This is a genomic window from Pseudomonas sp. PvP025 (assembly GCF_017832155.1).
Lineage (GTDB): Bacteria > Pseudomonadota > Gammaproteobacteria > Pseudomonadales > Pseudomonadaceae > Aquipseudomonas.
The window spans coordinates 4,404,875-4,428,154 of the sequence record NZ_JAFIBJ010000001.1; the positions used below are offsets into that span (position 1 = coordinate 4,404,875).

Annotated in this window: 24 protein-coding genes; 11 read left to right on the plus strand and 13 right to left on the minus strand. The window is 62.1% G+C overall.

The window, feature by feature from the left end; translation table 11 throughout:
- Nucleotides 1-36: 36 nt before the first annotated feature.
- The 8 genes from pip (at nt 37) to JOE32_RS19170 (ending at nt 9,748) form a co-directional block, all read left to right on the plus strand.
- Nucleotides 37-1,008, plus strand: a complete 972-nt coding sequence (gene pip, locus JOE32_RS19135; RefSeq protein WP_003237417.1) for a prolyl aminopeptidase — start codon at nt 37-39, stop codon at nt 1,006-1,008.
- Entirely contained in the window at nt 1,005-1,442 is a 438-nt protein-coding gene (gene dtd, locus JOE32_RS19140) for a D-aminoacyl-tRNA deacylase (RefSeq protein WP_209987520.1), read from the plus strand. Before pip ends, dtd begins: the two co-directional genes overlap by 4 nt.
- Nucleotides 1,443-1,708: 266 nt before the next feature.
- Nucleotides 1,709-3,454 (plus strand): glucan biosynthesis protein G, encoded by a 1,746-nt coding sequence (locus tag JOE32_RS19145; protein WP_209987523.1) that lies wholly within the window; start codon nt 1,709-1,711, stop codon nt 3,452-3,454.
- Nucleotides 3,447-6,017: a glucans biosynthesis glucosyltransferase MdoH gene (mdoH, locus tag JOE32_RS19150; protein WP_209987525.1), complete on the plus strand. Its 2,571-nt coding sequence runs from the start codon at nt 3,447-3,449 to the stop codon at nt 6,015-6,017. Before JOE32_RS19145 ends, mdoH begins: the two co-directional genes overlap by 8 nt.
- 185 nt (nt 6,018-6,202) lie before the next feature.
- Nucleotides 6,203-7,003 (plus strand): transporter substrate-binding domain-containing protein, encoded by an 801-nt coding sequence (locus JOE32_RS19155; protein ID WP_209987528.1) that lies wholly within the window; start codon nt 6,203-6,205, stop codon nt 7,001-7,003.
- Nucleotides 7,004-7,134: 131 nt separating this feature from the next.
- Nucleotides 7,135-7,932 carry a transporter substrate-binding domain-containing protein gene (locus JOE32_RS19160; RefSeq protein ID WP_209990623.1) on the plus strand — a complete coding sequence of 266 codons (798 nt, stop codon included), beginning with the start codon at nt 7,135-7,137 and terminating at the stop codon, nt 7,930-7,932.
- A 129-nt stretch (nt 7,933-8,061) separates the two neighbouring features.
- Nucleotides 8,062-9,021: an amino acid ABC transporter permease gene (locus JOE32_RS19165; RefSeq protein ID WP_209987531.1), complete on the plus strand. Its 960-nt coding sequence runs from the start codon at nt 8,062-8,064 to the stop codon at nt 9,019-9,021.
- Nucleotides 9,014-9,748 carry an amino acid ABC transporter ATP-binding protein gene (locus JOE32_RS19170; RefSeq protein ID WP_209987533.1) on the plus strand — a complete coding sequence of 245 codons (735 nt, stop codon included), beginning with the start codon at nt 9,014-9,016 and terminating at the stop codon, nt 9,746-9,748. The genes JOE32_RS19165 and JOE32_RS19170 overlap by 8 nt, the downstream gene beginning before the upstream one ends.
- Nucleotides 9,749-9,751: 3 nt before the next feature.
- On the opposite strand, the gene JOE32_RS19175 is transcribed toward JOE32_RS19170, so the two are convergent.
- The 11 genes from JOE32_RS19175 to ubiE all read right to left on the minus strand — a co-directional run bounded on the left by JOE32_RS19175 (nt 9,752) and on the right by ubiE (nt 19,783).
- Nucleotides 9,752-11,659 carry a methyl-accepting chemotaxis protein gene (locus tag JOE32_RS19175; RefSeq protein WP_209987536.1) on the minus strand — a complete coding sequence of 636 codons (1,908 nt, stop codon included), beginning with the start codon at nt 11,657-11,659 and terminating at the stop codon, nt 9,752-9,754.
- A 138-nt stretch (nt 11,660-11,797) separates the two neighbouring features.
- Entirely contained in the window at nt 11,798-13,714 is a 1,917-nt protein-coding gene (locus JOE32_RS19180; RefSeq protein WP_209987540.1) for a methyl-accepting chemotaxis protein, read from the minus strand.
- Between the two features lie 99 nt (nt 13,715-13,813).
- The gene (locus tag JOE32_RS19185; protein WP_209987542.1) at nt 13,814-14,521 is read right to left on the minus strand and encodes a 16S rRNA (uracil(1498)-N(3))-methyltransferase; all 708 of its coding nucleotides are present in this window, start codon (nt 14,519-14,521) and stop codon (nt 13,814-13,816) included.
- Nucleotides 14,518-15,306 (minus strand): twin-arginine translocase subunit TatC, encoded by a 789-nt coding sequence (gene tatC, locus JOE32_RS19190; RefSeq protein ID WP_209987545.1) that lies wholly within the window; start codon nt 15,304-15,306, stop codon nt 14,518-14,520. The genes JOE32_RS19185 and tatC overlap by 4 nt, the downstream gene beginning before the upstream one ends.
- Nucleotides 15,303-15,704: a Sec-independent protein translocase protein TatB gene (tatB, locus tag JOE32_RS19195; protein WP_057008529.1), complete on the minus strand. Its 402-nt coding sequence runs from the start codon at nt 15,702-15,704 to the stop codon at nt 15,303-15,305. Before tatB ends, tatC begins: the two co-directional genes overlap by 4 nt.
- 10 nt (nt 15,705-15,714) lie before the next feature.
- On the minus strand, nt 15,715-15,993 hold the full coding sequence (locus tag JOE32_RS19200) for a twin-arginine translocase TatA/TatE family subunit (RefSeq protein ID WP_003237389.1): 279 nt from the start codon (nt 15,991-15,993) through the stop codon (nt 15,715-15,717).
- Nucleotides 15,994-16,019: 26 nt separating this feature from the next.
- Nucleotides 16,020-16,352, minus strand: a complete 333-nt coding sequence (locus JOE32_RS19205) for a phosphoribosyl-ATP diphosphatase (RefSeq protein ID WP_209987548.1) — start codon at nt 16,350-16,352, stop codon at nt 16,020-16,022.
- Nucleotides 16,353-16,354: 2 nt separating this feature from the next.
- Nucleotides 16,355-16,747 (minus strand): phosphoribosyl-AMP cyclohydrolase, encoded by a 393-nt coding sequence (hisI, locus tag JOE32_RS19210; RefSeq protein WP_057008528.1) that lies wholly within the window; start codon nt 16,745-16,747, stop codon nt 16,355-16,357.
- A 41-nt stretch (nt 16,748-16,788) separates the two neighbouring features.
- Nucleotides 16,789-18,393, minus strand: a complete 1,605-nt coding sequence (gene ubiB / locus JOE32_RS19215; protein ID WP_209987551.1) for a ubiquinone biosynthesis regulatory protein kinase UbiB — start codon at nt 18,391-18,393, stop codon at nt 16,789-16,791.
- On the minus strand, nt 18,390-19,013 hold the full coding sequence (locus tag JOE32_RS19220; protein WP_209987555.1) for an SCP2 sterol-binding domain-containing protein: 624 nt from the start codon (nt 19,011-19,013) through the stop codon (nt 18,390-18,392). Before JOE32_RS19220 ends, ubiB begins: the two co-directional genes overlap by 4 nt.
- Nucleotides 19,013-19,783, minus strand: coding sequence for a bifunctional demethylmenaquinone methyltransferase/2-methoxy-6-polyprenyl-1,4-benzoquinol methylase UbiE (gene ubiE / locus JOE32_RS19225; protein WP_209987558.1), 771 nt, complete (start codon nt 19,781-19,783; stop codon nt 19,013-19,015). Before ubiE ends, JOE32_RS19220 begins: the two co-directional genes overlap by 1 nt.
- Nucleotides 19,784-19,927: 144 nt before the next feature.
- Between ubiE and JOE32_RS19230 the strand changes: the two genes are divergently transcribed.
- The 3 genes from JOE32_RS19230 (at nt 19,928) to JOE32_RS19240 (ending at nt 21,599) form a co-directional block, all read left to right on the plus strand.
- Nucleotides 19,928-20,203, plus strand: a complete 276-nt coding sequence (locus JOE32_RS19230; RefSeq protein ID WP_209987560.1) for a polyhydroxyalkanoic acid system family protein — start codon at nt 19,928-19,930, stop codon at nt 20,201-20,203.
- Nucleotides 20,204-20,306: 103 nt separating this feature from the next.
- Nucleotides 20,307-20,729 carry a phasin family protein gene (locus JOE32_RS19235; protein ID WP_209987563.1) on the plus strand — a complete coding sequence of 141 codons (423 nt, stop codon included), beginning with the start codon at nt 20,307-20,309 and terminating at the stop codon, nt 20,727-20,729.
- Nucleotides 20,730-20,741: 12 nt separating this feature from the next.
- A complete protein-coding gene (locus JOE32_RS19240; RefSeq protein WP_209987566.1) occupies nt 20,742-21,599 on the plus strand; it encodes a phasin family protein in 858 nt (285 codons plus the stop codon).
- Between the two features lie 85 nt (nt 21,600-21,684).
- On the opposite strand, the gene JOE32_RS19245 is transcribed toward JOE32_RS19240, so the two are convergent.
- Together JOE32_RS19245 and phaZ are read right to left on the minus strand one after the other, a co-directional pair.
- Nucleotides 21,685-22,305: a TetR/AcrR family transcriptional regulator gene (locus JOE32_RS19245; RefSeq protein WP_209987568.1), complete on the minus strand. Its 621-nt coding sequence runs from the start codon at nt 22,303-22,305 to the stop codon at nt 21,685-21,687.
- A 64-nt stretch (nt 22,306-22,369) separates the two neighbouring features.
- On the minus strand, nt 22,370-23,215 hold the full coding sequence (gene phaZ / locus JOE32_RS19250; RefSeq protein ID WP_209987571.1) for a poly(3-hydroxyalkanoate) depolymerase: 846 nt from the start codon (nt 23,213-23,215) through the stop codon (nt 22,370-22,372).
- Nucleotides 23,216-23,280: the final 65 nt, after the last annotated feature.

Sequence of the window (23,280 nt, forward strand, 5' to 3'; positions counted from 1 at the left end):
CCCCAGGGATGAACCCGACCCCCTACGGAGCGCGCAATGCAGACTTGGTACCCGCAGATCAAACCCTACGCCCGGCACGATCTGGCCGTCGATGACACCCATACCTTGTATGTCGATGAAAGTGGCTCCCCCGAAGGCTTGCCTGTGGTGTTCATTCACGGCGGCCCGGGCTCCGGTTGCGATGCGCAGAGCCGCTGCTATTTCGATCCGAACCTGTACCGCATCGTCACCTTCGACCAGCGCGGCTGCGGGCGCTCCACCCCCCGCGCGAGCCTGGAAAACAACACCACCTGGGACCTGGTCGCCGACCTTGAGCGCATCCGCGAGCACCTGGGCATCGACAAATGGGTGCTGTTCGGCGGTTCCTGGGGCTCGACGTTGTCGCTGGCCTACGCCCAGACCCACCCCGAGCGCGTGCATGGGCTGATCGTTCGCGGCATTTTCCTGGCGCGCCCGCAGGACATTCACTGGTTTTACCAGGAAGGCGCCAGCCGCCTGTTCCCCGACTACTGGCAGGACTACCTCGCGCCGATCCCGGCGGACGAGCGCCACGACATGATTGCGGCCTACCACAAGCGCCTTACCGGCAACGACCAGATCGCCCAGATGCACGCGGCCAAGGCCTGGTCCGGCTGGGAAGGGCGCATGCTCGGCCTGTGCCCGAGCCCACAACATGTGGAGCGGTTCTCCGAGCCGCAGCGGGCGCTGTCCATCGCGCGTATCGAATGTCACTATTTCACCAACAATTCCTTCCTGGAACCCAACCAGCTGATTCGCGACATGCACAAGATCGCCCATCTGCCTGGCGTCATCATTCACGGTCGCTACGACATGATCTGCCCGCTGGATAACGCCTGGGAGCTGCATCAGGCCTGGCCCAACAGCGAGCTGCAAGTGATCCGCGAAGCCGGGCATGCGGCCTCCGAGCCCGGCATCACCGATGCTCTGGTGCGCGCGACCGGCGAGATGGCACGGCGCCTGCTTGATCTGCCGCCAGAAGAAGCATGAAAGGGCTGCTGCAACGGGTGCGTGGCGCCCGGGTCGAAGTGGCCGGTGAAGTCGTAGGGGCCATTGACCAGGGTTTGCTGGTGCTGGTGGCGGTCGAGCCTTCAGATACGCCGCAAAGCGCCGACAAATTGCTGCACAAGCTGCTTAACTACAGGGTGTTCAGCGACGACGAGGGCAAGATGAACCTGTCGTTGAAGGACGTTGACGGCGGCTTGCTGCTGGTGTCGCAGTTCACCCTGGCGGCGGATACCAAAAGCGGGTTGCGGCCAAGCTTCACCACGGCGGCACCGCCTGCCCTGGGCGCGGCGCTTTTTGATCACTTGTTGTTACAAGCGCAACAATTGCATGGCAGGGTGGCTTCAGGGCGTTTCGGCGCCGATATGCAGGTGCATCTGGTCAATGATGGCCCTGTGACCTTCCTGTTACAGACGTGAATGTACTAAAAACGACTTCAAGGCCAAAAATCGTGGGGTTTCGCTATAAATACTTTGTTGTCCCTGATGCGTTGTCTCGCGGGCTACTAGATAATCGCGCGCTACGGGGATCAGCGTGGTTTGGTCCAATTTTGACTTAGGTAGAGACTTGTCTGACCACCAGCGGGGAATCATTTTGCCCCATGGGAGTCGGAACAATGCTCGCCAACCTGGCATTTAGATAGCTGGCCGTTGGTTTTTTGATCTGTTTTCGGCGAGGGTTGCTCGTGATTGTTAGTCCCTGTAATGCACCAAAATTGTCTGCCAAACGGTTACGAAACGCACTGGTAACGGGCTCTGCCCTGTTTTGCCTGTTCGGCGCGGGTCAACTGTGGGCATTCAGTCTGGACGATGTGTCGGCCAAGGCTAAAGAGCTGGCTGGGCAGAAATACGAAGCTCCGCGCAGCAATCTGCCGAACGAATTCCGTGAAATGAAATTTGCGGACTACCAGAAAATTCGTTTCCGCAACGAGAAAGCCGAATGGGCCGATCAGAACACCCCGTTCAAGCTGTCCTTCTATCACCAGGGTATGCACTTCGATACACCGGTGAAGATCAACGAAGTGACCGCCGACAGCGTTCAGGAAATCAAATACGACCCGACGCGCTTCGATTTCGGCGACGTCAAGTTTGATCCCAAGGCCACCGAACAACTGGGTTACGCCGGTTTCCGTGTGCTGTACCCGATCAACCAGAACGACAAGCAAGACGAAATCATGACCATGCTCGGCGCGAGCTATTTCCGCGTCGTCGGCAAGGGCCAGACCTACGGCCTGTCCGCGCGTGGCATGGCGATCGATACTGCCCTGCCGTCCGGCGAAGAGTTCCCGCGCTTCACCGAATTCTGGGTCGAACGCCCCAAGCCCGGTGAAAAACAACTGGTCATCTATGCGCTGCTCGACTCGCCACGCGCCACCGGCGCTTACCGCCTGACTCTGCGCCCTGGCAGCGACACCATTGTCGACGTCAAATCGCAGATGTTCCTGCGTGACAAGGTCAGCAAGCTCGGCGTTGCGCCGTTGACCAGCATGTTCCTGTTCGGCGCCAATCAGCCGTCCAAGGTGCTCAACTACCGCCGCGAGCTGCATGATTCCAGCGGCCTGTCGATCCATGCCGGCAACGGCGAGTGGATCTGGCGCCCGCTGAACAATCCAAAACACTTGTCGGTCAGCAACTTCGGCGTCGAGAACCCGCGTGGTTTCGGCCTGCTGCAACGTGGCCGCGACTTCAGCCACTATGAAGACCTAGACGACAACTATGACAAGCGCCCAAGCGCCTGGATCGAGCCTGAAGGCGACTGGGGCAAAGGCACCGTCGACCTGGTAGAGATCCCGACCGCTGACGAGACCAACGACAACATCGTTGCGTTCTGGAGCCCGGCCGAGCTGCCGAAAGTCGGCGAGCCGCTGGACGTTTCCTATCGCCTGCACTGGACCATGGACGAAAAAGCCCTGCACCCGACCGACAGCGCCTGGGTCAAGCAGACCTTGCGTTCGACCGGCGACGTCAAGCAGTCCAACCTGATCCGTCAGCCGGATGGCACCGTGGCCTACCTGGTGGACTTCGAGGGTCCGTCCCTGAAGAACCTGCCGCCCGATGCTCCGGTGCGCAGCCAGGTGAGCGTTGGCGACAACGCCGAACTGGTTGAAAACAGCGTGCGCTACAACGAGCACACCAAAGGCTGGCGTTTGACCCTGCGCATGAAGATCAAGGACGCAGGCAAGCCGACCGAAATGCGTGCCGCACTGGTGCAGGATGTTGCCCCGCCTGCCCCCGAGCAGGACACCAGTCACGTACTCAAGGCTGACAAAGTGCTGGCCAAGCAACACGAAAAACAGGCTAAAAAGGACGCCAAGGAAGCGAAAGACAAGGAAGCCAAGCAGCCGGACGCCGCCCCAGTCACACCAGAGCCGATCAAGACCGAACAAGTCCTGAGCGAGACCTGGAGCTACCAGTTGCCAGCCGATGAGTAATTCTCAAGCCAAGCCAGAGACGTTGTCCGAGTACCTGGCGCACCTGCCGATGACCGCTGAGCAACGGGCCGAACTGGCCGGTTGCTCATCCTTCAGCGAGCTGCACGAACGCCTGTCGTCCGCCACCTTCGACGCACCGGTCGACGCCGCCCAGGCGTCGGTTGGCCGGCGCCTGACGCTCAACAGCGCCGAAGAGCTGCAGGACGCGGAAATGCTCGCGCTCGATGCCAGCGGTCGCGTGTGCCTCAAGGCCACGCCGCCGATCCGGCGCACCAAGGTCGTGCCGGAGCCATGGCGCACCAATATCCTGGTGCGCGGCTGGCGCCGTATCACCGGGCGCTCCAACCCGCCCGCGCCACCCAAGGACGAGCGCGTATTGCCGGCCGCGCGCTGGCGTACCGTGGGTTCGATCCGCCGCTATATCCTGCTGGTGCTGATGCTCGGCCAGACCATCGTGGCCGGCTGGTACATGAAAGGCATCATGCCGTACCAGGGCTGGTCGCTGGTCGACTTCGACGAGATCCGCAACCAGACCCTGCTGCAAACCGCCACCCAGGTCCTGCCTTACGCCTTGCAAACCAGCATCCTGATCATGTTCGGGATTCTGTTCTGCTGGGTGTCGGCGGGTTTCTGGACCGCGTTGATGGGCTTCCTCGAATTGCTGACCGGCCACGACAAATACCGGATCTCCGGTAAAAGCGCCGGCGACGAGCCCATTCCGAAAGACGCGCGCACTGCGCTGGTGATGCCGATCTGCAACGAAGACGTGCCGCGTGTATTCGCGGGTTTGCGCGCCACGTTCGAATCGGTGGCCGCCACCGGTGACCTGGATCGCTTCGACTTCTTCGTGCTCAGCGACAGTAACGAAGCCGACATCTGCATCGCCGAACAGCAAGCCTGGCTCGACGTGTGCCGCGAAGCCGGCGGTTTCGGCAAGATTTTCTATCGCCGTCGTCGTCGTCGCGTCAAGCGCAAGAGCGGCAACCTCGACGACTTCTGCCGTCGCTGGGGCGGTGAATACAAGTACATGGTGGTGCTCGACGCCGACAGCGTGATGAGCGGCGAATGCCTGACCAGCCTGGTGCGCCTGATGGAAGCCACGCCGGATGCCGGGATTATCCAGACCGCGCCGCGTGCGTCGGGCATGGACACCCTGTATGCGCGCATGCAGCAGTTCGCTACCCGTGTTTATGGCCCGCTGTTCACCGCCGGCCTGCACTTCTGGCAGTTGGGTGAATCCCACTACTGGGGTCACAACGCGATCATCCGCATGAAGCCGTTTATCGAGCATTGCGCCCTGGCGCCATTGCCGGGCAAAGGCGCGTTCGCCGGTTCCATTCTGTCTCACGACTTCGTTGAAGCCGCGCTGATGCGCCGTGCCGGCTGGGGCGTGTGGATTGCCTACGACCTGCCGGGCAGCTACGAAGAACTGCCGCCGAACCTGCTCGACGAACTCAAGCGTGACCGTCGCTGGTGCCACGGCAACCTGATGAACTTCCGCCTGTTTCTGGTCAAGGGCATGCACCCGGTGCACCGTGCGGTATTCCTCACCGGCGTGATGTCTTACCTGTCGGCGCCGCTGTGGTTCCTGTTCCTGGTGCTGTCCACCGCGTTGCTGGCGGTAAACACGCTGATGGAGCCGCAATACTTCATGGCGCCGCGCCAGTTGTATCCGCTGTGGCCGCAATGGCATCCGGACAAGGCGGTGGCGCTGTTCTCCACCACCATCGTGCTGCTGTTCCTGCCTAAACTGCTGAGCATCATCCTGATCTGGGCCAAGGGCGCGAAAGAGTTCGGTGGCAAGTTCAAGGTGACCCTGTCGATGCTGCTGGAGATGCTGTTCTCCATGCTGCTGGCGCCGGTGCGCATGATCTTCCACACCCGCTTCGTGCTCGCCGCGTTCCTCGGCTGGGCTGCGACCTGGAATTCGCCGCAGCGTGACGACGACTCCACACCCTGGAGCGAAGCGGTCAAGCGCCACGGTCCGCAAACCGTGCTGGGCTTCCTGTGGGCACTGCTGGTGGTGTGGTTGAACCCAAGCTTCCTGTGGTGGCTGGTGCCGATTGTCGGGTCGCTGATGCTGTCGATTCCGGTGTCGGTGATATCCAGCCGGGTCAACCTGGGTCTCAAATCCCGCGACGAGAGCCTGTTCCTCATCCCAGAGGAATACAACCCGCCGCAGGCGCTGCTGTCGACCGAGAAGTACACCCACGAAAACCGCTGGCACGCCCTCAATGACGGGTTCGTGCGTTCGGTGGTCGACCCGCAGCAGAACGCCCTGGCCTGTGCCCTGGCGACCTCGCGGCACCGTGAAGCGGAGCCGATCGAGTACCTGCGCGTCGAGCGTGTGCGCCATGCGTTGAAAGTCGGCCCTGCCGGCCTGACCAACGCCGAGCGTGTGGCCTTGCTCAGCGACCCGGTCGCCCTGGCTCGCCTGCATGAACAGGTATGGAGCGAAGGGCATGCCGAGTGGCTTGACGCCTGGCGTGCCTCGATCAAGGCTGATCCGCACGCGCCTTTGCTGCCACTGCAGCCACAAGTGTCGCGGGCCCAACCGGCCTGATTCAGACACCCCCGAGGGTTTTCCTCGGGGGCGTTTCCAGCGCGGATCCTACAGCGTTTCCGGCTTCTTCCTTTAAGCGTTAACCCCTTGTTATTTCGAAACAAAAGACCTTTGTTCGAGACGTATTGCGGCGCCTGTGGCTGGGGTAGCATCGCCCCCCACATTCAATGCGCCACGGGGCACTCATGATCAAAAGGTTTTGTTCGGCACTGCTGATCGGCGCTGTCGCATTGACGCACGCCGGCGTGTCGGCGGCCGGTGCGCTGGACGACGCGGTGCGCCGTGGCGTGCTCAAAGTAGGCACCACGCCCACTTACACCCCTTTCGAAATGAAGGACAGGCAGGGACGCATTGTCGGTTTCGAGATCGACCTGCTGCGCACCATGAGCCGAGCCCTGGGTGTCGAGCTGGAGCTGGTCGTGGTGCCGTATACAGAGTTGGTGCCGGGGCTGATGGCGAAGAAATTCGACCTCATCGGCAGCGGCATGACCGTCACCCAGGAGCGCAACCTCGCGCTCAACTTCAGCGACTCCTTTATCGTGGTGGGCCAGACCGTGCTGCTGCATCCGCGCCTGGCCGGCAAGGTGTCCAGCATCGAAGACCTCGACGAGGCGGGTTATCACATCGCTGTCAATCAGGGCACCACCGGCGAGGCTGCCGCGCGACGTTTTTTGCGCATGCCCCGGTTCAGCAGTTTCGTCACCCCCGAGGAAGGTGTGCGGCAGGTGGTGGAGGGCAAGGCCGATGCGTTCATTCACGATGCGCCGTACAACCTGATTGCCATGGCGCGTCCGGAAAACGCCACGTTGCTGGCCCTGGAGCAGCCCTTCACCTTTGAGCCGCTGGCGTTCGGCCTCAAAAAGGGCGATTACGACAGCGTCAACTGGATCAACCACTTTCTCAATCAGGTGGCCCAGGACGGCACCTACGATCACCTGCACGACAAGTGGTTCAAGGACACTGACTGGATGGCGGACGTCGAGTGAAGGTCATGATGCCAACAAGATTTACCCGTGAAACCTTTGTGACAGGCAGCGAGTGAGTTAGGATCGCACCCCGAAATGGTGCAGCCCTTTTTGCGCGCCGACCTTACAAGAATGGTTCAGGGGACTTGATGATGAAAAAGTATCTGTCGATGCTGATGCTCGGCGTCACTGCGCTGGTAGCCGCCACGGCGGCCCAGGCCGGCGCCATCGATGATGCGGTCAAGCGCGGCACGCTCAAGGTCGGCATGGACCCGACCTACATGCCGTTCGAAATGACCGACAAGCGCGGTGAAATCATCGGTTTCGAAGTCGATATCCTCAAGGCCATGGCCAAGTCCATGGGCGTCAAGCTGGAGCTGGTGTCCACCGGCTACGACGGCATCATCCCGGCCTTCCTCACCGGCAAGTTCGACATGATCGGCAGCGGCATGACCCTGACCCAGGAGCGCAACCTGCGCCTGAACTTCAGCGAACCCTTCATCGTGGTCGGCCAGACGCTGCTGATTCGCAAGGAGCTGGAAGGCACCATCAAGTCCTACAAAGACCTCAACGACGAGAAGTACCGCCTGACCTCCAAGCTCGGCACCACCGGTGAGATGGTCGCCAAAAAGCTGATCGCCAAAGCCAAGTACCACGGCTACGACAACGAACAGGAAGGCGTGCTGGACGTGGTCAATGGCAAGGCCGACGCGTTCGTCTACGACGCACCGTACAACGTGGTCGCCGAGAAAAAGGTCGGCAACGGCAAGCTGGTGTTCCTCGACGAACCCTTCACTTTTGAACCCCTGGCGTTCGGCCTGAAGAAGGGCGACTACGACAGTCTCAACTACATCAACAATTTTCTGCACCAGATCCGCAACGACGGCACCTACGATCGCATCCATGACAAGTGGTTCAAGAGCGCCGAGTGGCTCAAGGACATGGAATAAGCCTGGCTGAGCACCGCGTCGCGGCCTTCGCGAGCAAGCCCGCTGCCACACTTGGAACGCACTCCAACGGTGGGAGCGGGCTTGCTCGCGAAGACGGCATCACAGGCGAAAAATCTTTCGGAAAGTGAAATGAAACAGAAAAAAGCCCAATGGCCCTGGCACCTGTTGACCGTGGTCGTGCTGGTCGGCCTGGCTGGCGCGTTGTATTACGCCACCTCGCTGATGGCCTACGAGTGGCGCTGGAACCGCGTGCCGCAGTACTTCGCCTATCAGGCCGAAGAAGCCCAGCGCGCTGCCGACATCTCCACCGTTATCGACCTGGTGCGCAAGGGCGACATCGCTGAAGTGACCCTGCGCAATGACGCCGGCGCCGAGCAACGCGTGAGCGTGGCAGACAACAGCCTGCAAGTGGCGCGCGGCGATGATGTGGCCGAAGGCGATGTGATTGGGGTGAACCGCCATTGGGCACTCGGCCCGCTGATGTGGGGCTTGTGGACAACCTTGTGGCTGTCGGTGGTCTCCGGGGTCCTCGGGTTGGCGATTGGCCTGGCGACCGGCCTGTGCCGACTGTCCAGCAACCCCACCTTGCGCGACCTGTCGACGCTCTACGTCGAACTGGTGCGTGGCACGCCGCTGCTGGTGCAGATCTTCATCTTCTATTTCTTCATCGGCACCGTGCTCAACCTGTCCCGGGAGTTCGCCGGGATCGCCGCACTGTCGTTGTTCACCGGCGCCTATGTAGCGGAAATCGTGCGGGCCGGCGTGCAGTCCATCACCCGTGGCCAGGACGAGGCCGCGCGTTCCCTGGGCCTGAGTGCCAGCCAGTCGATGCGTCACGTGGTACTGCCGCAAGCCTTCAAGCGCGTACTGCCGCCTCTGGCCGGGCAATTTATCAGCCTGGTGAAAGACACGTCGCTGGTCTCGGTCATCGCCATCACCGAACTGCTCAAAAGCGGCCGTGAGGTGATCACCACCTCGTTTTCGCCGTTTGAAATCCTGTTCTGCGTCGCAGGCCTGTACCTGCTGATCAACCTGCCGCTGTCGAAAATGGCCAGCCGGCTTGAGCGGAGGCTCGCGCAAAGTGATTGAAGTCCGCGATCTGGTAAAAGTCTTTGATACCCGTGGGCAGGTGGTGCGCGCGGTCGATCACGTCACCACCCAGGTGGCCAGGGGCGAGGTGCTGGTAGTGATCGGTCCGTCCGGTTCCGGCAAGTCCACCTTCCTGCGCTGCCTTAACGGCCTGGAAGCCTTCGACTCGGGCTCGGTGAGCATTGACGGCCTGCAACTGGCCGACCCCAAGACCGATGTGAACGCCTACCGCCGCGAGGTCGGCATGGTGTTCCAGCACTTCAACCTGTTCCCCCACATGACCGTGCTGGAAAACCTCTGCCTGGCGCAAAAAGTGGTGCGCAAGCGCGGTAAAAAGGAGCGCGAAGCCAAGGCCCTGGCGCTGCTGGAAAAGGTCGGCATTGCGCAGAAAGCCAATGAGTTTCCCTCACGCCTCTCCGGCGGGCAGCAACAGCGGGTGGCGATTGCCCGCGCCCTGGCCATGGAGCCCAAGGTGATGCTGTTCGACGAGCCCACCTCGGCGCTGGACCCGGAAATGGTCGGCGAAGTGCTGGACGTGATGAAGACCCTGGCCCTGGAAGGCATGACCATGGTCTGCGTCACCCACGAAATGGGTTTTGCCCGTGAAGTGGCGGACCGGGTGCTGTTCTTCGACCACGGCAAGTTGCTCGAAGACGCGGCCCCGGCCGAATTCTTCGCCGCGCCCAGGGACCCGCGTGCCCAGGCGTTTCTGCGTCAGGTCCTGTAGCGGTCAGACCTTGAACTGCTCGACGCACTGCTGCAGGCTCACGCCCAGCCGTGCCAGTTCAACACTCGCCGCTGCCGTCTGTTCGCTGGCGGTGGCGGTCTGCTCCGAGGCGTCGCGCACTTTCAACACGCTGCGATTGATCTCTTCGGCCACCGCGCTCTGCTGTTCGGCCGCTGCCGCAATCTGCGGATTCATGTCCTGGATAACCGCGACGGTGCGGGCAATCTCCGTCAGCGCATCGCCAGCGTTGCGCGCCAGGCCGACGCTGCTGTCGGTGAGGGTGCGGCTGTGGTCCATGATGTCGGCCACTTGTTGCGTGCCACTGTGCAGGCCGCTGATCAGCCCTTCGATTTCCTCGGCGGACTGCTGGGTGCGCCGGGCCAGTGTGCGGACTTCGTCGGCCACCACCGCAAACCCCTGACCGGCTTGGCCGGCGCGTGCCGCTTCAATGGCGGCGTTGAGCGCCAGCAGGTTGGTCTGCTGCGAGACGGACTTGATCACGTCCAGCACGCTGCCGATTTTCTGGCTTTCCCGTTGCAGCGCCAGCATGGCCTGGCTTGAGCGCGCCATTTCATGGGCCAGGTGTTCGATTTGCGCCACCACATCGGTCACCACCTGATCGCCGATTTCGGTCTGTTGATTGGCTGCACTGGCAGCAATTGAAGCCTGTTCGGCATGCCGCGCGACCTCCTGGGCAGTCGCCAGCATCTGGTTCATGGCGGTCGCCACCTGCTCGGTTTCCGCGCGCTGATGGTTCACCCCGGCGCGTGTTTGTTCGGTGACCGTGGACAGCTCCTCGGCCGCGCTGGCGACTTGTCGTGCGTTGTCGCTGATGTTGCCAATCAGCCCGCGTAAATTCGCCGTCATCTGGTTCATGCTGCGTTGCAACTGCCCCAGCTCATCCTTGCGTCGGGTTTGCAGGTCGTCGCTGAGGTCGCCCTGGGCAATGCGGTTGGCCATCGACAGTGCCTTGCGCAACGGCTTGACGATTTGCCCGGCAATCAGCCACGCCGCCAGCGCGCCGAACAGCAAGGCGGCAGCGGTGATGAGCAAGGTATGGGTGCGCGCCTGCTCGGCCTCGCCGTCGCGGCGCTGGGTCTGGTCCTGGCTTAGCAGATCACTTTGCGCGAGCAATTGGTCCAGCAGCTGCTCCAACTGGTTTTGCCGGGCTTCGGTGCTCAGTTGCGTGTCCTTGAGCCGTGTGAGATGGGTGCGGATGCCCAGCACGGTGGTGTTCAACAGGTTGCTGTTGACCGGCAACTTCGCCACGGCGGCCTGAGCCTGTTCCAGGTCGCGTTCGGCATCGCTGACCGATTGCGCGTAGGTCTCCAGTGAGCTGGCGGCCCAGGCCGGGCTTTGCGCACGGTCGTCGGCCTGTTCGATGGCCTGACGCAGGTCTTCCACGGCATCCAGGGCTTTTTGATCGTCCTGATCGGGCAGGTCGCTGGCCAGTTGCGTCAGCACGTCGCCGGTCTGTGCGGAATTTTCCTTGAGTTTCGCACGGGCGGTCTCGCGCTGCTCAACCAGTGCCGGCACCTCCTTGAGGCGGGTTTTGAAGGTGCCGGAAATACGGGTAATCTCCTGCTGGTACTCGGCCGCCTTGGGCGCCTTGAGTCGGCTGGGAAGCTGCCTCAGCAGGTCATCGACTTTCTGCATGCCGGTGCCCAACTTGTTGAGGCTGTCGGCATCGTTCAGGGTTCGGTAAACAATGCGGTCCGCGCGCAATTCTTCACCGGCCACCGCCAGTTGCGACAGCAGCGTTAGCGTCTGCGAGCGGTAGAGAGACGCCTCCAGGGCTTGCCAGCCCGTCGTGGCAATCACGAGGCTCAGGGCGAGTACCAGGGAAAACCCCAGGATCAGTTTGAAGGTGACACTCAGGTCACCCAGCAGATGAGTCATTCGACGAAGCATGATCGACCTCCAACGGGAACGTAACCGGCGTGGTTAAACGCTAGCCCCATTGATGGTCAGGCGGGCCTGATAAACGCGTAGGAAATTTCAGAGGTGGCCGGCGGCGACCGAGATCCGGTCGCCGCACAGGCAAGTGCGTCAGACCCGGAAGCGGCTGACCAATGCTTGCAGATGGGTGCCCAGGCGTGCCAGTTCGGTGCTCGAAGCGGCGGTTTCTTCGCTGGCCGCAGCGGTCTGCTCCGAGATGTCGCGCACGTTCAGCACGCTGCGGTTGATCTCTTCAGCCACGGCGCTTTGCTGCTCGGCGGCGGTGGCGATCTGCGAGTTCATCGCCTGGATGGTCGACACCGTCAGCGTGATGCTCGACAGCGCAGTGCCGGCGCGACGGGTCAGCTCGACGCTGCTGTCGGTCAGACCACGGCTGTTGTCCATGATGGTTGCCACCTGCTGGGTGCCGCTCTGCAGGCCGACGATCAGCTCGGCGATCTCCTCGGTGGACTTCTGGGTACGCTGCGCCAGGCTGCGCACTTCGTCGGCGACCACGGCAAAACCGCGTCCGGCCTCGCCCGCCCGCGCGGCCTCGATGGCGGCGTTGAGCGCGAGCAGGTTGGTCTGCTGGGCCACGGATTTGATCACGTCGAGCACGCTGCCGATCTTGTCGCTTTCGCGCTGCAGATGGCCCATGGCCTCGGTGGAACTGCCCACCTCGGCGGCCAGGCGTTCGATCTGGGCGATGGCTTGCGCTACCACCTTGTCGCCTTCACGGGCCTGCTGGTCGGCGGCCACAGCGGCTTCCGAAGCCTCTTCGGCGTTGCGCGCCACTTCCTGCACGGTGGCGGCCATTTCGTTCATGGCGGTGGCCACCTGGTCGGTCTCGACCTTCTGGCTGTTGACCCCTGCACTGGTCTGTTCGGTAACCGCCGACAACTGCTCGGCCGCGCTGGCGATCTGGGTCACGCCGTCGCTGATGCCGCCGATCAACTCACGCAGCCCCAGGGTCATGCTTTGCATGGCCCGTTGCAGTTGGCCCAGTTCGTCCTTGCGGCCGGACTCGAGGTTGTGGCTCAAATCGCCCGAGGCCACGCGCTCGGCGACCTGCAGGGTCTGGTTGAGCGGGATGATGATCTGGCGCGTGATCGCCCAGGCGGCGAACAGGCCCACGATCAATGCCAGCGCGGCGGCCAGTAGCAGCAGGTATTTGGCTTGCGCGGCATCGCGGTCGCGCACGGCGGTCTGTGAAACCGTGAGTTTTTCGCTGTGCCCCATCAGGATCTCGCCCTGGGCGTTGATGGTCTTCAGCGCAGCGGCGGCGGCCGTCTGGGAGTCACGGTACTGGCTGACGGCGGCACGGTAGGCCTGCAGCGACACGCCGGCCTGTTGCAGGTTGGTCAGGTACTGCGCCGGCAGTTGGCCTTCGAGTTCGCTGGCTTTCTTGAGCGCGTTGTCGATGGCGTCCAGCGCGGGCTGTTCGGCCTCGACCTTGCCGCTGTAGGTGTAGCCGCGTACCTGAAAGCGTGCCTGCTGAATCAGTTTGCTCAGGCTCACCACGCTGTTGAACTGGCTGACGCTGTCACCTTGCAGCAGCGCGGCTTCGATCTCGTTGATTTTGGCCACGGCGTTGTCGGCAGTATCGCCCAGCTTGCTGCGCGCGCCTTCACGCTTGAGCCCGGCCTGGACTATGGCGGCGAAGGCCTTTTTGTACTGGCTCAAGGCTTCCTGCTGCTGTTCGACCAGGGCCTTGTCGTCGGGTTGCTCGATCAACTGCGCGGCTTTTTTCAGGCCGTCGTCCAATTGTGCGATCAGGCTGTCGACCGCGCCGGTGCCTTGCTCGCCGCGGCGCATTTCGAAGTCCAGGCGCGCCAGACGCAGGTCTTTGGTCACGCCGTTGAGGCTGGAGATGTAACCCAGCTTGTCACCCCGACCAATCACATCGCCCAAGCTGGTCCAGCCGGTGAAGGTGATCATTAATGTCAGCACCAATACCAGGCCAAAACCCACGGCCAGCTTGGTTTTGACGCTGACATTACCCAGCTTTTCGGCTAACTGACGATACATGTTGCAAACTCCCCTGGAACAAGGCTTGGACTTATTCAGGGGCTATCGGCAGGGGCTCGGGATTCTGTAGCCGTGCATACCCGCTGTCGCAGGGTTTTTTCAGAAAAGGCGGGCGAGCAGGGCGGTGACGGCGGTCTCGACGCGCAGGATGCGCGCGCCCAGTTGCACCGGTTGCAGGCCAGCCCTGGTCAGCAGGTCCACCTCGTAGGGGATCCAACCACCTTCGGGGCCGATGGCCAGCGTGACGGGCTCGTCGAGGCCGCGTGGGCAGGGCGGGTAGTCGCCGGGGTGGCCGATCAGGCCGAGGGTGCCTTCGGTCATGGCCGGCAGGCGATCCTCGACGAACGGCTTGAAGCGCTTCTCGATGATGATCTGCGGCAGTACCGTGTCGCGGGCCTGTTCCAGGCCGAGAATCAGCTGCTCACGTACCGCCTCTGGCTCCAGGAAAGGCGTCTGCCAAAAGCTTTTTTCCACCCGATAGCTGTTGAGCAGCACCACCCTCGGCACACCCATGGCCGCCACGGTTTGCAGCACGCGGCGCAGCATCTTCGGGCGGGGCAGGGCCAGCAGCAGGGTCAGCGGCAGTTTGGCCGGCGGCGGCTGGTCGAAGCTGACGTGCAGCTCTGCCTCGGCGGCTTCCAGGCGCAGCAGTTGCGCGTTGCCCATCAGCCCGCCGATGCGGCCAACGCGCAGGTTGTCGCCAACGGCGGCGCGGTGGACGTCCTGCATGTGCACCAGGCGCCGGTCGCGCAGCACCACGCGGTCGGCCGCGATGAAGTCGGCCTCCTCAAGCAGCAGCAGGTTCACGGCTGGGTCGCTGGCGGCTGGTCGTCGTCAGGCTGGTCTTCGGGGTGTTCGCCCCGCTTGCTGATCAAACCACTGAACAGGATGCCGATCTCGAACAGCATCCACATCGGCACGGCCAGCAGGGTCTGGGAGAAAATGTCCGGCGGCGTGAGGATCATGCCCACCACAAAGCAGCCGATGATCACGTACGGACGGATCTTCTTCAGGTACTTCACGTCGACCACGCCGATCCACACCAGCAGCACCACGGCCACCGGGATCTCGAAAGCCACGCCGAAGGCGAAGAACAGCGTCATTACAAAGTCGAGGTAGCTGGTGATGTCAGTCATCATTTCCACCCCGGCCGGAGTGGCGGCGGCGAAGAACTTGAAGATCAGCGGGAACACCAGAAAGTACGCAAACGCCATGCCGGTGTAGAACAGCAGGATGCTCGACACCAGCAACGGCACCGCAATGCGCTTCTCGTGCTTGTACAGGCCCGGCGCGATAAAGCCCCAGATCTGATGCAGGATGACCGGGATCGCGAGGAACAGCGAGACCATCATGGTCAGCTTCAACGGCGTGAGGAACGGCGACGACACATCGGTGGCGATCATTGTCGCGCCCACCGGCAGGTACTGGCGCAGAGGCGTGGAGACGAAGGTGTAGATCTGCTGGGTGAAGGCGAACAGCCCGGCAAAGATGATGAAGATCGCCGCCACGCAACGCAGCAGGCGGGTACGCAGCTCGGTGAGGTGCGAGACCAGCGGCATGTGCTGGTCGGTTTCCGGTTTATCAGCGCTCATGGGGCTCGCGGCGGCAATGTAGGGTCATGGGGAGCGGGCGCTGCAACAGGCGCCGGCGCGGGTTCTGTGGGAACGGTCGGCGGCGCGGGCGGGGTTTCAACCACCGGTGCGATGCTGTTGGCCGCAGGCTCCGCCGGTTTGGCGGGCTCCTGCACCGGCGTCAGAATCTTGCGCGCCTCCTGCTCCAGCGACAGGATGTGTTCGTTGTGCAACTGGCGGCGGATTTCATCAGCGCCGATTTCCCGCTCAACTTCCTGTTTGATCGCATTGAAACTGCGTTTCAGGCGACCGATCCACAGGCCCGCCGTGCGTGCTGCACCGGGCAGCCGTTCCGGCCCCAGCACCAGCAGGGCAACCAGGCCGACGAGGAGCAGTTCAGAGAAGCTGATACCAAACATTAGTCAGTACTCACAGGTCTTTGCGGGTCGGCTCTTCGACTTTCTCTGCCTGCACGTCGAAGGTGCGACGCTCGGTGATCGGCTGGGTGGCCTGCGGGTGCACGGGTTGGGCCGGCGGCACAGGATTGACCACAGGGTCGGCGGGCTTTTCATCGTCGTTCATGGCCTTGCGAAAGCCCTTGATCGACTCGCCGACATCGGTGCCGAGGTTTTTGAGTTTTTTGGTACCGAATACCAACACCACCACCACAAGAATGACGATCCAGTGTTTCCAGTCAAAAATGCCCATGCTGCAAATCCTCCAGTCTTAGTTATTCAAGCGGACGGGCGCGAGGCCTTTTCGGCGTGCCCGGACAAGCCGAAGCGGCGGTCCAGTTCATCCAGCACGGCCTGTGGATGCTGCCCCAATTGGGCGAGCATCACCAGGCTATGGAACCACAGGTCTGCGGTTTCATAGATGACATCGCTGCAATCACCGCTGATCTGCGCATCCTTGGCGGCAATGATCGTCTCGACGGACTCTTCGCCGAGCTTCTCCAGAATCTTGTTCAGGCCTTTGTGATAGAGGCTGGCAACATAGGAACTGTCGGCGTCCGCGCCTTTGCGCGCTTCCAGCACCTGGGCCACACGGTTGAGGGTATCGCTCATGTTCAGTGTCCTGCCGAGTAGATGGCGTGCGGGTCTTTGAGCACCGGCTCCACCACTTTCCACTCGCCGTTCTCGAACACGCGGTAGAAGCAGCTGTGACGCCCGGTGTGGCAGGCGATGCCGCCGATCTGCTCGACCTTGAGGATCACCACGTCGCCGTCGCAGTCCAGGCGCAGCTCGTGCAGGGTTTGCACATGCCCGGACTCTTCGCCCTTGCGCCACAGTTTGCCACGCGAGCGTGACCAGTAAATGGCGCGCTGCTCGGCGGCAGTCAGGCTCAGGGCCTCGCGGTTCATCCAGGCCATCATCAATACGCGCCCGGTCTTGTAGTCCTGGGCAATGGCCGGCACCAGGCCGTCACTGTCCCACTTGATCTCGTCCAGCCAGTCTTTCATGTTCGGCTCCGGCAATTTGCGACAGTGTATAACCGGATTGGCTATCGACGCACGATCAGATAGATACCCACGGCCACCATGACCCCGGCCGGCCAGAAGCCCAGCTCGTTCAACGGCCCGCCGATGGCGAGCATCACGCCCCCCACCAGGTGCGCGGCACCGAGCAGGCGCAGGAACCAGTCGTCCTTGCGCTTGCGCCATGGCGGCTCCGGGTCCTTGGCATGGGGCTGGGACATGCGCTCCAGCAGGTCACGCGTCATGTTGGCCAGATGGGGCAGTTGCTCCATCTGGCTGTACATGTTGCCGATCATGGTTTTCGGACTCATGCGCTCGCGCATCCAGCGTTCCAGGAACGGTTGGGCGGTGTTCCACAGGTCCAGGTCCGGGTACAGCTGGCGGCCCAGGCCTTCGATGTTGAGCAGGGTTTTTTGCAGCAAGACCAACTGCGGCTGCACTTCCATATTGAAGCGCCGCGCGGTCTGGAACAGGCGCATCAGCACCTGACCGAAGGAAATATCTTTTAACGGTTTTTCAAAGATCGGCTCGCACACCGTGCGAATCGCCGCTTCGAATTCGTTGAGCTTGGTTTCCGCCGGCACCCAGCCCGAGTCGATGTGCAACTGCGCCACGCGGCGGTAGTCGCGCTTGAAGAAGGCGAACAGGTTGCGCGCCAGGTAGTCCTGGTCTTCCGGGGTGAGGCTGCCGACGATGCCGCAGTCGATCGCAATGTACTGCGGGCTCCATGGGGTGACGGTGCTGACGAAGATATTGCCGGGGTGCATGTCGGCATGGAAGAAACTGTCGCGAAATACCTGGGTGAAGAAGATCTCCACGCCGCGCTCGGCGAGCATTTTCATGTCGGTGCGCTGGTCGGCCAGGGCAGCGAGGTCGGTGACCTGCAGGCCGTAGATGCGCTCCATCACCAGCACCTTGGGGCGGCACCAGTCCCAATACACTTGCGGCACATACAGCAACTGCGAGCCTTCGAAATTGCGTCGCAGCTGGCTGGCGTTGGCCGCTTCGCGCAGCAGGTCGAGCTCGTCGTAGATGGTTTTTTCGTAGTCGGCGACCACATCCACCGGGTGCAGCAGGCGCGCATCGGCAGAGAAGCGTTCGGCGGCGCGGGCGAGGACGAACAACCATGCCAGGTCCTGGCCGATGATCGGCTTGAGGCCCGGGCGAATCACTTTCACCACCACTTCTTCGCCGGTCTTGAGCTGCGCGGCGTGCACTTGCGCGACCGAGGCCGAGGCCAGCGGCTCGACGTCGAAACGCCGGAACACTTCGCTGATCTTCTTGCCCAGCTGGGCTTCGATCAGCGCCATCGACTGCTGTGAGTCGAACGGCGGTACGCGGTCCTGCAACAGCATCAGTTCGTCGGCGATGTCTTCGGGCAGCAGGTCGCGGCGGGTAGAGAGGATCTGCCCGAACTTGATGAAGATCGGTCCCAGGTCCTGTAATGCCAGACGCAGGCGCGCGCCACGGCTCAGCTCGAGCTTTTTGCGCGGCAGCCAGCGCCACGGCAGCACATAGCGCACCGCCAGCAACAACCAAGGCAGCGGCAAGGCGAACAGCAGGTCATCGAGGCGGTAGCGCATGACCACGCGCTGGATACGAAACAAACGGCGGACGGCGAGCAGCTTCATGCGTTATCGCTTGGATCAAGGGAACGGCTCAGGCGCTCGAAGCGGGCCTCAAGGCGTTCCAGGTCGATTTTGGCCTTGTCGAGTTCACGAAAGCGCGCCTGCGCTTCTCGCTCCCCGACCAGGGTGCGCGCTTCTTCGCTCAGGTATTCGGCGAGGTTCTGGTTGAGGCTGGCAAACCCCTGCTGATACCACTGCGCGCGGCTGCGCAGGTGCCCGCTGATCAATGGGGTGGCCACTGGACCAAGCCAGCGCGACAGCTCGTATTCCCAGTCCAGCTCCAGGTCCTGCAACACGGCGGCCAGGTCCATCAGCACCGCGCTTTCGCCTTCCAGGTGCACCTGCGGGCTGTGCAGGATGGCGGTCTTGTTGCGGCTCAGCGCCAGGTGCAACAGGCTGGAGGCCGGCGCGTGCAGGGTGCAATCGGCGTCGGCCGCCCATTGTGTGGCGAGCAGCAGGCCTTCATCGCTGGGCAGGATGAACAGCTGCAGGGCCGGGCGGGTGCAATCGACGGCAATCACCTTGCCGTTCAAGTGCCCCAGCCGCGCCAGGGCGGTACTGTCCAGGCGCAGTACACGGTTGAGGCCGTGTTCGACGCCGGCAAGAAGGCCCGCGAGCAGCATCAGGGTTTGATGCCGCGGTGCAGGGCGACAATGCCTGAGGTCATGTTGTGGTAGGTGACACGGTCGAAACCGGCTTCCACCATCATCGACTTGAGGGTTTCCTGATCGGGGTGCATGCGGATCGATTCGGCCAGGTAGCGATAGCTCTCGGCATCGTTGGTGATCAGCTTGCCCATCAGCGGCATGAAGGCGAACGAGTAGGTGTCGTAGACCTTGGACATCAGCGCGTTGGTCGGCTTGGAGAACTCCAGCACCAGCAGGCGACCGCCGGGCTTGAGCACGCGCAGCATCGAGCGGATCGCGTCTTCCTTGCGGGTCACGTTGCGAAGGCCGAAGGCGATGGTCACGCAGTCGAAATGGTTGTCCGGGAACGGCAGTTTTTCCGCGTCGGCCTGGACGAACTTGATGTTGTCGGCCACGCCCTTGTCCAGCAGGCGATCACGGCCGACCTTGAGCATCGAGCCGTTGATGTCCGCCAGCACCACCTGGCCGGTGGGGCCGACCAGCCTGGAAAACTTGGCCGCCAGATCGCCGGTACCGCCGGCAATGTCCAGCACGCGGTTGCCGGTGCGTACGCCCGACAACTCGATGGTGAAGCGCTTCCACAGACGGTGCATGCCGCCCGACAGCACGTCGTTCATCAGGTCGTACTTGGCCGCCACGGAGTGGAACACCTCAGCGACCTTTTCCGCTTTCTGGCTTTGCGGGACGTTCTTGAAGCCGAAGTGAGTGGTGGGTTCGGCATCGCTGCCTTTGCGCTGATCAGTCATATCGCTGTCACCAAAAGAGAATGCGGCACATGATAATCCCCAAGGCCTGCTTTGTCTTGGCAAGGCTGCAGGTAAGATAGGTGCTTATCGAGACCTTTTGCCGCATTGAAGGTTTCTCAGCCCCTCTTGAAAGGAGTCATTGGCATGGCCCGTATAACCGTTGAGCGTGAGCATTCCCTGGGTAAGGAAGGGGCGCGGGCGAAGGCCGACACGCTGGCGCAGAAACTCCAGGACAAGTACGGCGTGGCGTCGGTCTGGTCTGGCGATACCTTGAACCTCAAACGCTCGGGGGTTAAGGGCACGGTTCGGGTGGATGAAGACTTGCTGCGTATTGACGTGGAACTGGGACTGTTGATGTCGGCCATGAGCGGCACGCTTAAAACCGAGATCGAAAAGGCACTGGACAAGGCGCTGGCCTGATCGATTGTACTTAGGGTGCCGATTCTAATTTTCCAGCCTACTTTGTGCTCAAGCCCTCAACTCCTGCGGGCCGATTCCCGCCCTGATTGATGTGAGGTGCACCATGGCCAACGTTATGCTGCGAAAAAAAATCGATGTTCAGCCGGCTGTCTTCAGTGACGTTAAACGCTACGCCCGCACGATCTGGCTGGCAGGTCTTGGTGTCTATGCCAAGGTCGGCGGCGAGGGCAGCGAGTACTTCAATGAACTCGTCAAGAGCGGTCAACATATTGAAAGTAAAAGTAAAAAAGTTGCCGTTGAACAAGTGGCTGCGGCTAACAGTCAAATTGATCAAGTCAAGGGTCATCTCTCAAGCATCAAAGGCCTGGTTGAAGTTCAACTGGATAAAGTTGAACACGCTTTTGACTCGCGTGTTGCAAGTGCCTTGAATCGAATCGGCATTGCGTCTAAACATGATGTTGAGACACTCTCTGCTAAGCTCGAAGCGCTGACGGCATTGCTCGAACGTGTCGCGCGTAAACACTAAGGAGACACCGGAATGGCTGTTAAAAAGACTACTCAGAAAGAAAGCAGCTCGTGGGTCGGGGAAGTTGAAAAATATTCCCGCAAGATCTGGCTTGCTGGTTTAGGCGTGTATTCGAAGGTTAGCAGTGACGGCGGCAAATACTTCGAGACCCTGGTCAAGGACGGCGAAAAAGCCGAGAAGTTGACCAAGACCACGGTGGGTAAAAAAGTCGACGCGGCCAAGGCCAGCGCCGGCTCCGCCAAGTCGAGCATTTCCGACACGTGGAGCAAGTTGGAAGAGACTTTCGACAAGCGCCTTAACAGTGCCATTTCGCGTCTGGGCGTGCCGAGCAAGGCAGAACTCAAGACCCTGCACAGCAAGGTCGATACCTTGACCCGGCAGATTGAAAAACTCACTGGCGCCAAGGCGGCTCCCGTGAAAACGACGGCGGCCAAGCCTGCTGCCAAGCCGGCGACTGCTAAAACGGCCGCCGCCAAACCTGCTGCGAAAAGCGCGGCCAAGCCTGTCGCCAAGGCCCCGGCCAAGGTGGCTGCCAAGCCTGCTGCAAAAACCGCAGCAGCCAAGCCAGTAACCAAGCCAGCGGCCAAACCGGTGGTGGCCAAAGCAGCGGCCAAGCCGGCAGCGAAGACCGCTGCGAAGCCCGCGACGAAGGCCGCTGCAAAACCTGCTGCAAAAACCGCTGCTGCAAAACCTGCTGCCGCCAAACCTGCTGCGAAACCTGCCGCCAGGAAACCAGCCGCTGCGAAGAAACCCGCCGCTGCCAAGCCGGCAACCTCGGCATCAACCGCCTCCGCAGCCAACTCGGTCTCTGCACCGGCGGCAACCTCGACGGCGACGCCGGTCACCCCGACGCCAACCAGTCAGTCCTGATTTTTTTGGGGCACGCAAAAACGCCCGGCCTGCGAAGGTCGGGCGTTTTTTTGTGTTCGAAACACAGCGCTTGAATAAGTGCCCGTTAAACCGGGTCTTGCAGGTAACGCATTGCCAGCCGTTCGGTGGCCTGGCGTGCCGGCGGCAACAGGTGCGGCGCCACCAGCATCATGATCTGGTAGACCACCACCTGCACCTCACCGACTCGGCCGAGAACGCGCTGATAGTCCAGTGAAAACAGCAGGGTCAGGGTGATCTGCTCTACCAGTTGCCCCAGCGCCTGGGTATCGCTTACCAGTTGCCCGTCGGCCTTGAGCCGCGCCAGCAGCGAAGCGAGGGTGCGCTTGAGAGCAGTGAGCAGGTGGCGGATGCCCTTGGCCAGCTTGGGCAGGCGTCCGGCCAGGTTGGACAGGTCCTGGAACAGAAACCGGTAATGCGCCATGCGCTCGACAATCAGGTGCAGGAACAGCCAGTAATCCTGGGGCTCCAGGTGCGCGTCGGCGGGCGGATCGAGCAGCGGCGCCAGTTCGGCCTGAAAACGCTCGAACAGCCCGAGCACCAGCGGCTCCTTGCCATGGAAGTGGTAGTAGAGGTTGCCGGGGCTGATCCCCATTTCGTTGGCCACCTCCATGGTCGACACGTTGGGTTCGCCCTTGTGGTTGAACAACTGCAGGGCACATTCAAGGATACGGTCGCGGGTCTTCATCCGGTCTTCTTGGGTTGATCGTTGAGTAGAGCGCAGGCGCACGCAGGTGGCCGGCAGTGCGTGCTTACACAGCAGGTCGCGGGTGAATCACGGCGCGCAGGCGCTCCTCCTGCAGAAATTTCATGATGATCGGCGCCACGGCTTCGGCCCGGGTGATCAGGAACAGATGGCCGTCATCGATGATGTGCAACTGCGCATTGGGAATGCGCCAGGCCAGCAGGCGCATGTTGATCAGCGGGATCAGCGGGTCGTCGTCGCCGGCCAGCACCAGGGTCGGCTGGCGGATCTTGTGCAGCCAGTGGATGCTGGTCCAGCCCAGCCCCGCGAACAGCTGCCAGTAATACCCCAGCTTGCCCGCCGAGCGCACTTTGCTCGCGTGCTCGGCAGCCAGTCTGGCATCGCGGCGGAACGAGCCGCCGTAGATCATCGGCGCAATACGCACCACGTGGGACGGCTGGATATAGCGGCGCGGGCTTGCCATCAGCCACAGCACCCTGGGTTTGCCCGGTACCATCACCGCACCCGCCGCCGTGGCCGCCAGGATCAGTTTCTTGCAGCGTTCCGGGTAGTCATGGGCGAACTGCTGCGCCAGCGCGCCGCCCCAGGACACGCCTACTGCGTTGACCTGGCCGTAGTCCAGATAATCGAGCATGCGCGCGGTGAGCCTGGCCAGGCCCGGGAAGCGGTAGGGCCGGTTGGGCGTCGAAGAGCCGCCGACGCCGGGCACATCGAAGGCAATCACTTCCAGGTCCGGGTCCAGGGCCTGCACGAACGGAAACACCAGCTCCAGGTTGGCGCCGATGCCATTGAAGATCAGCAGCGGCGTCATGTGCGGCTTGCCCGGGCGCACCGCCGTGCGCAGGGTCTGGCCGCCCAGGTCGATGGTGCGGAAGATGAACGGTTGCGACATGCTCAAGCCCTGTGAAGTCTTACAGCCGGAGGGAGATCAGTGTGGGAGCGGGCAAGCCCGCTCCC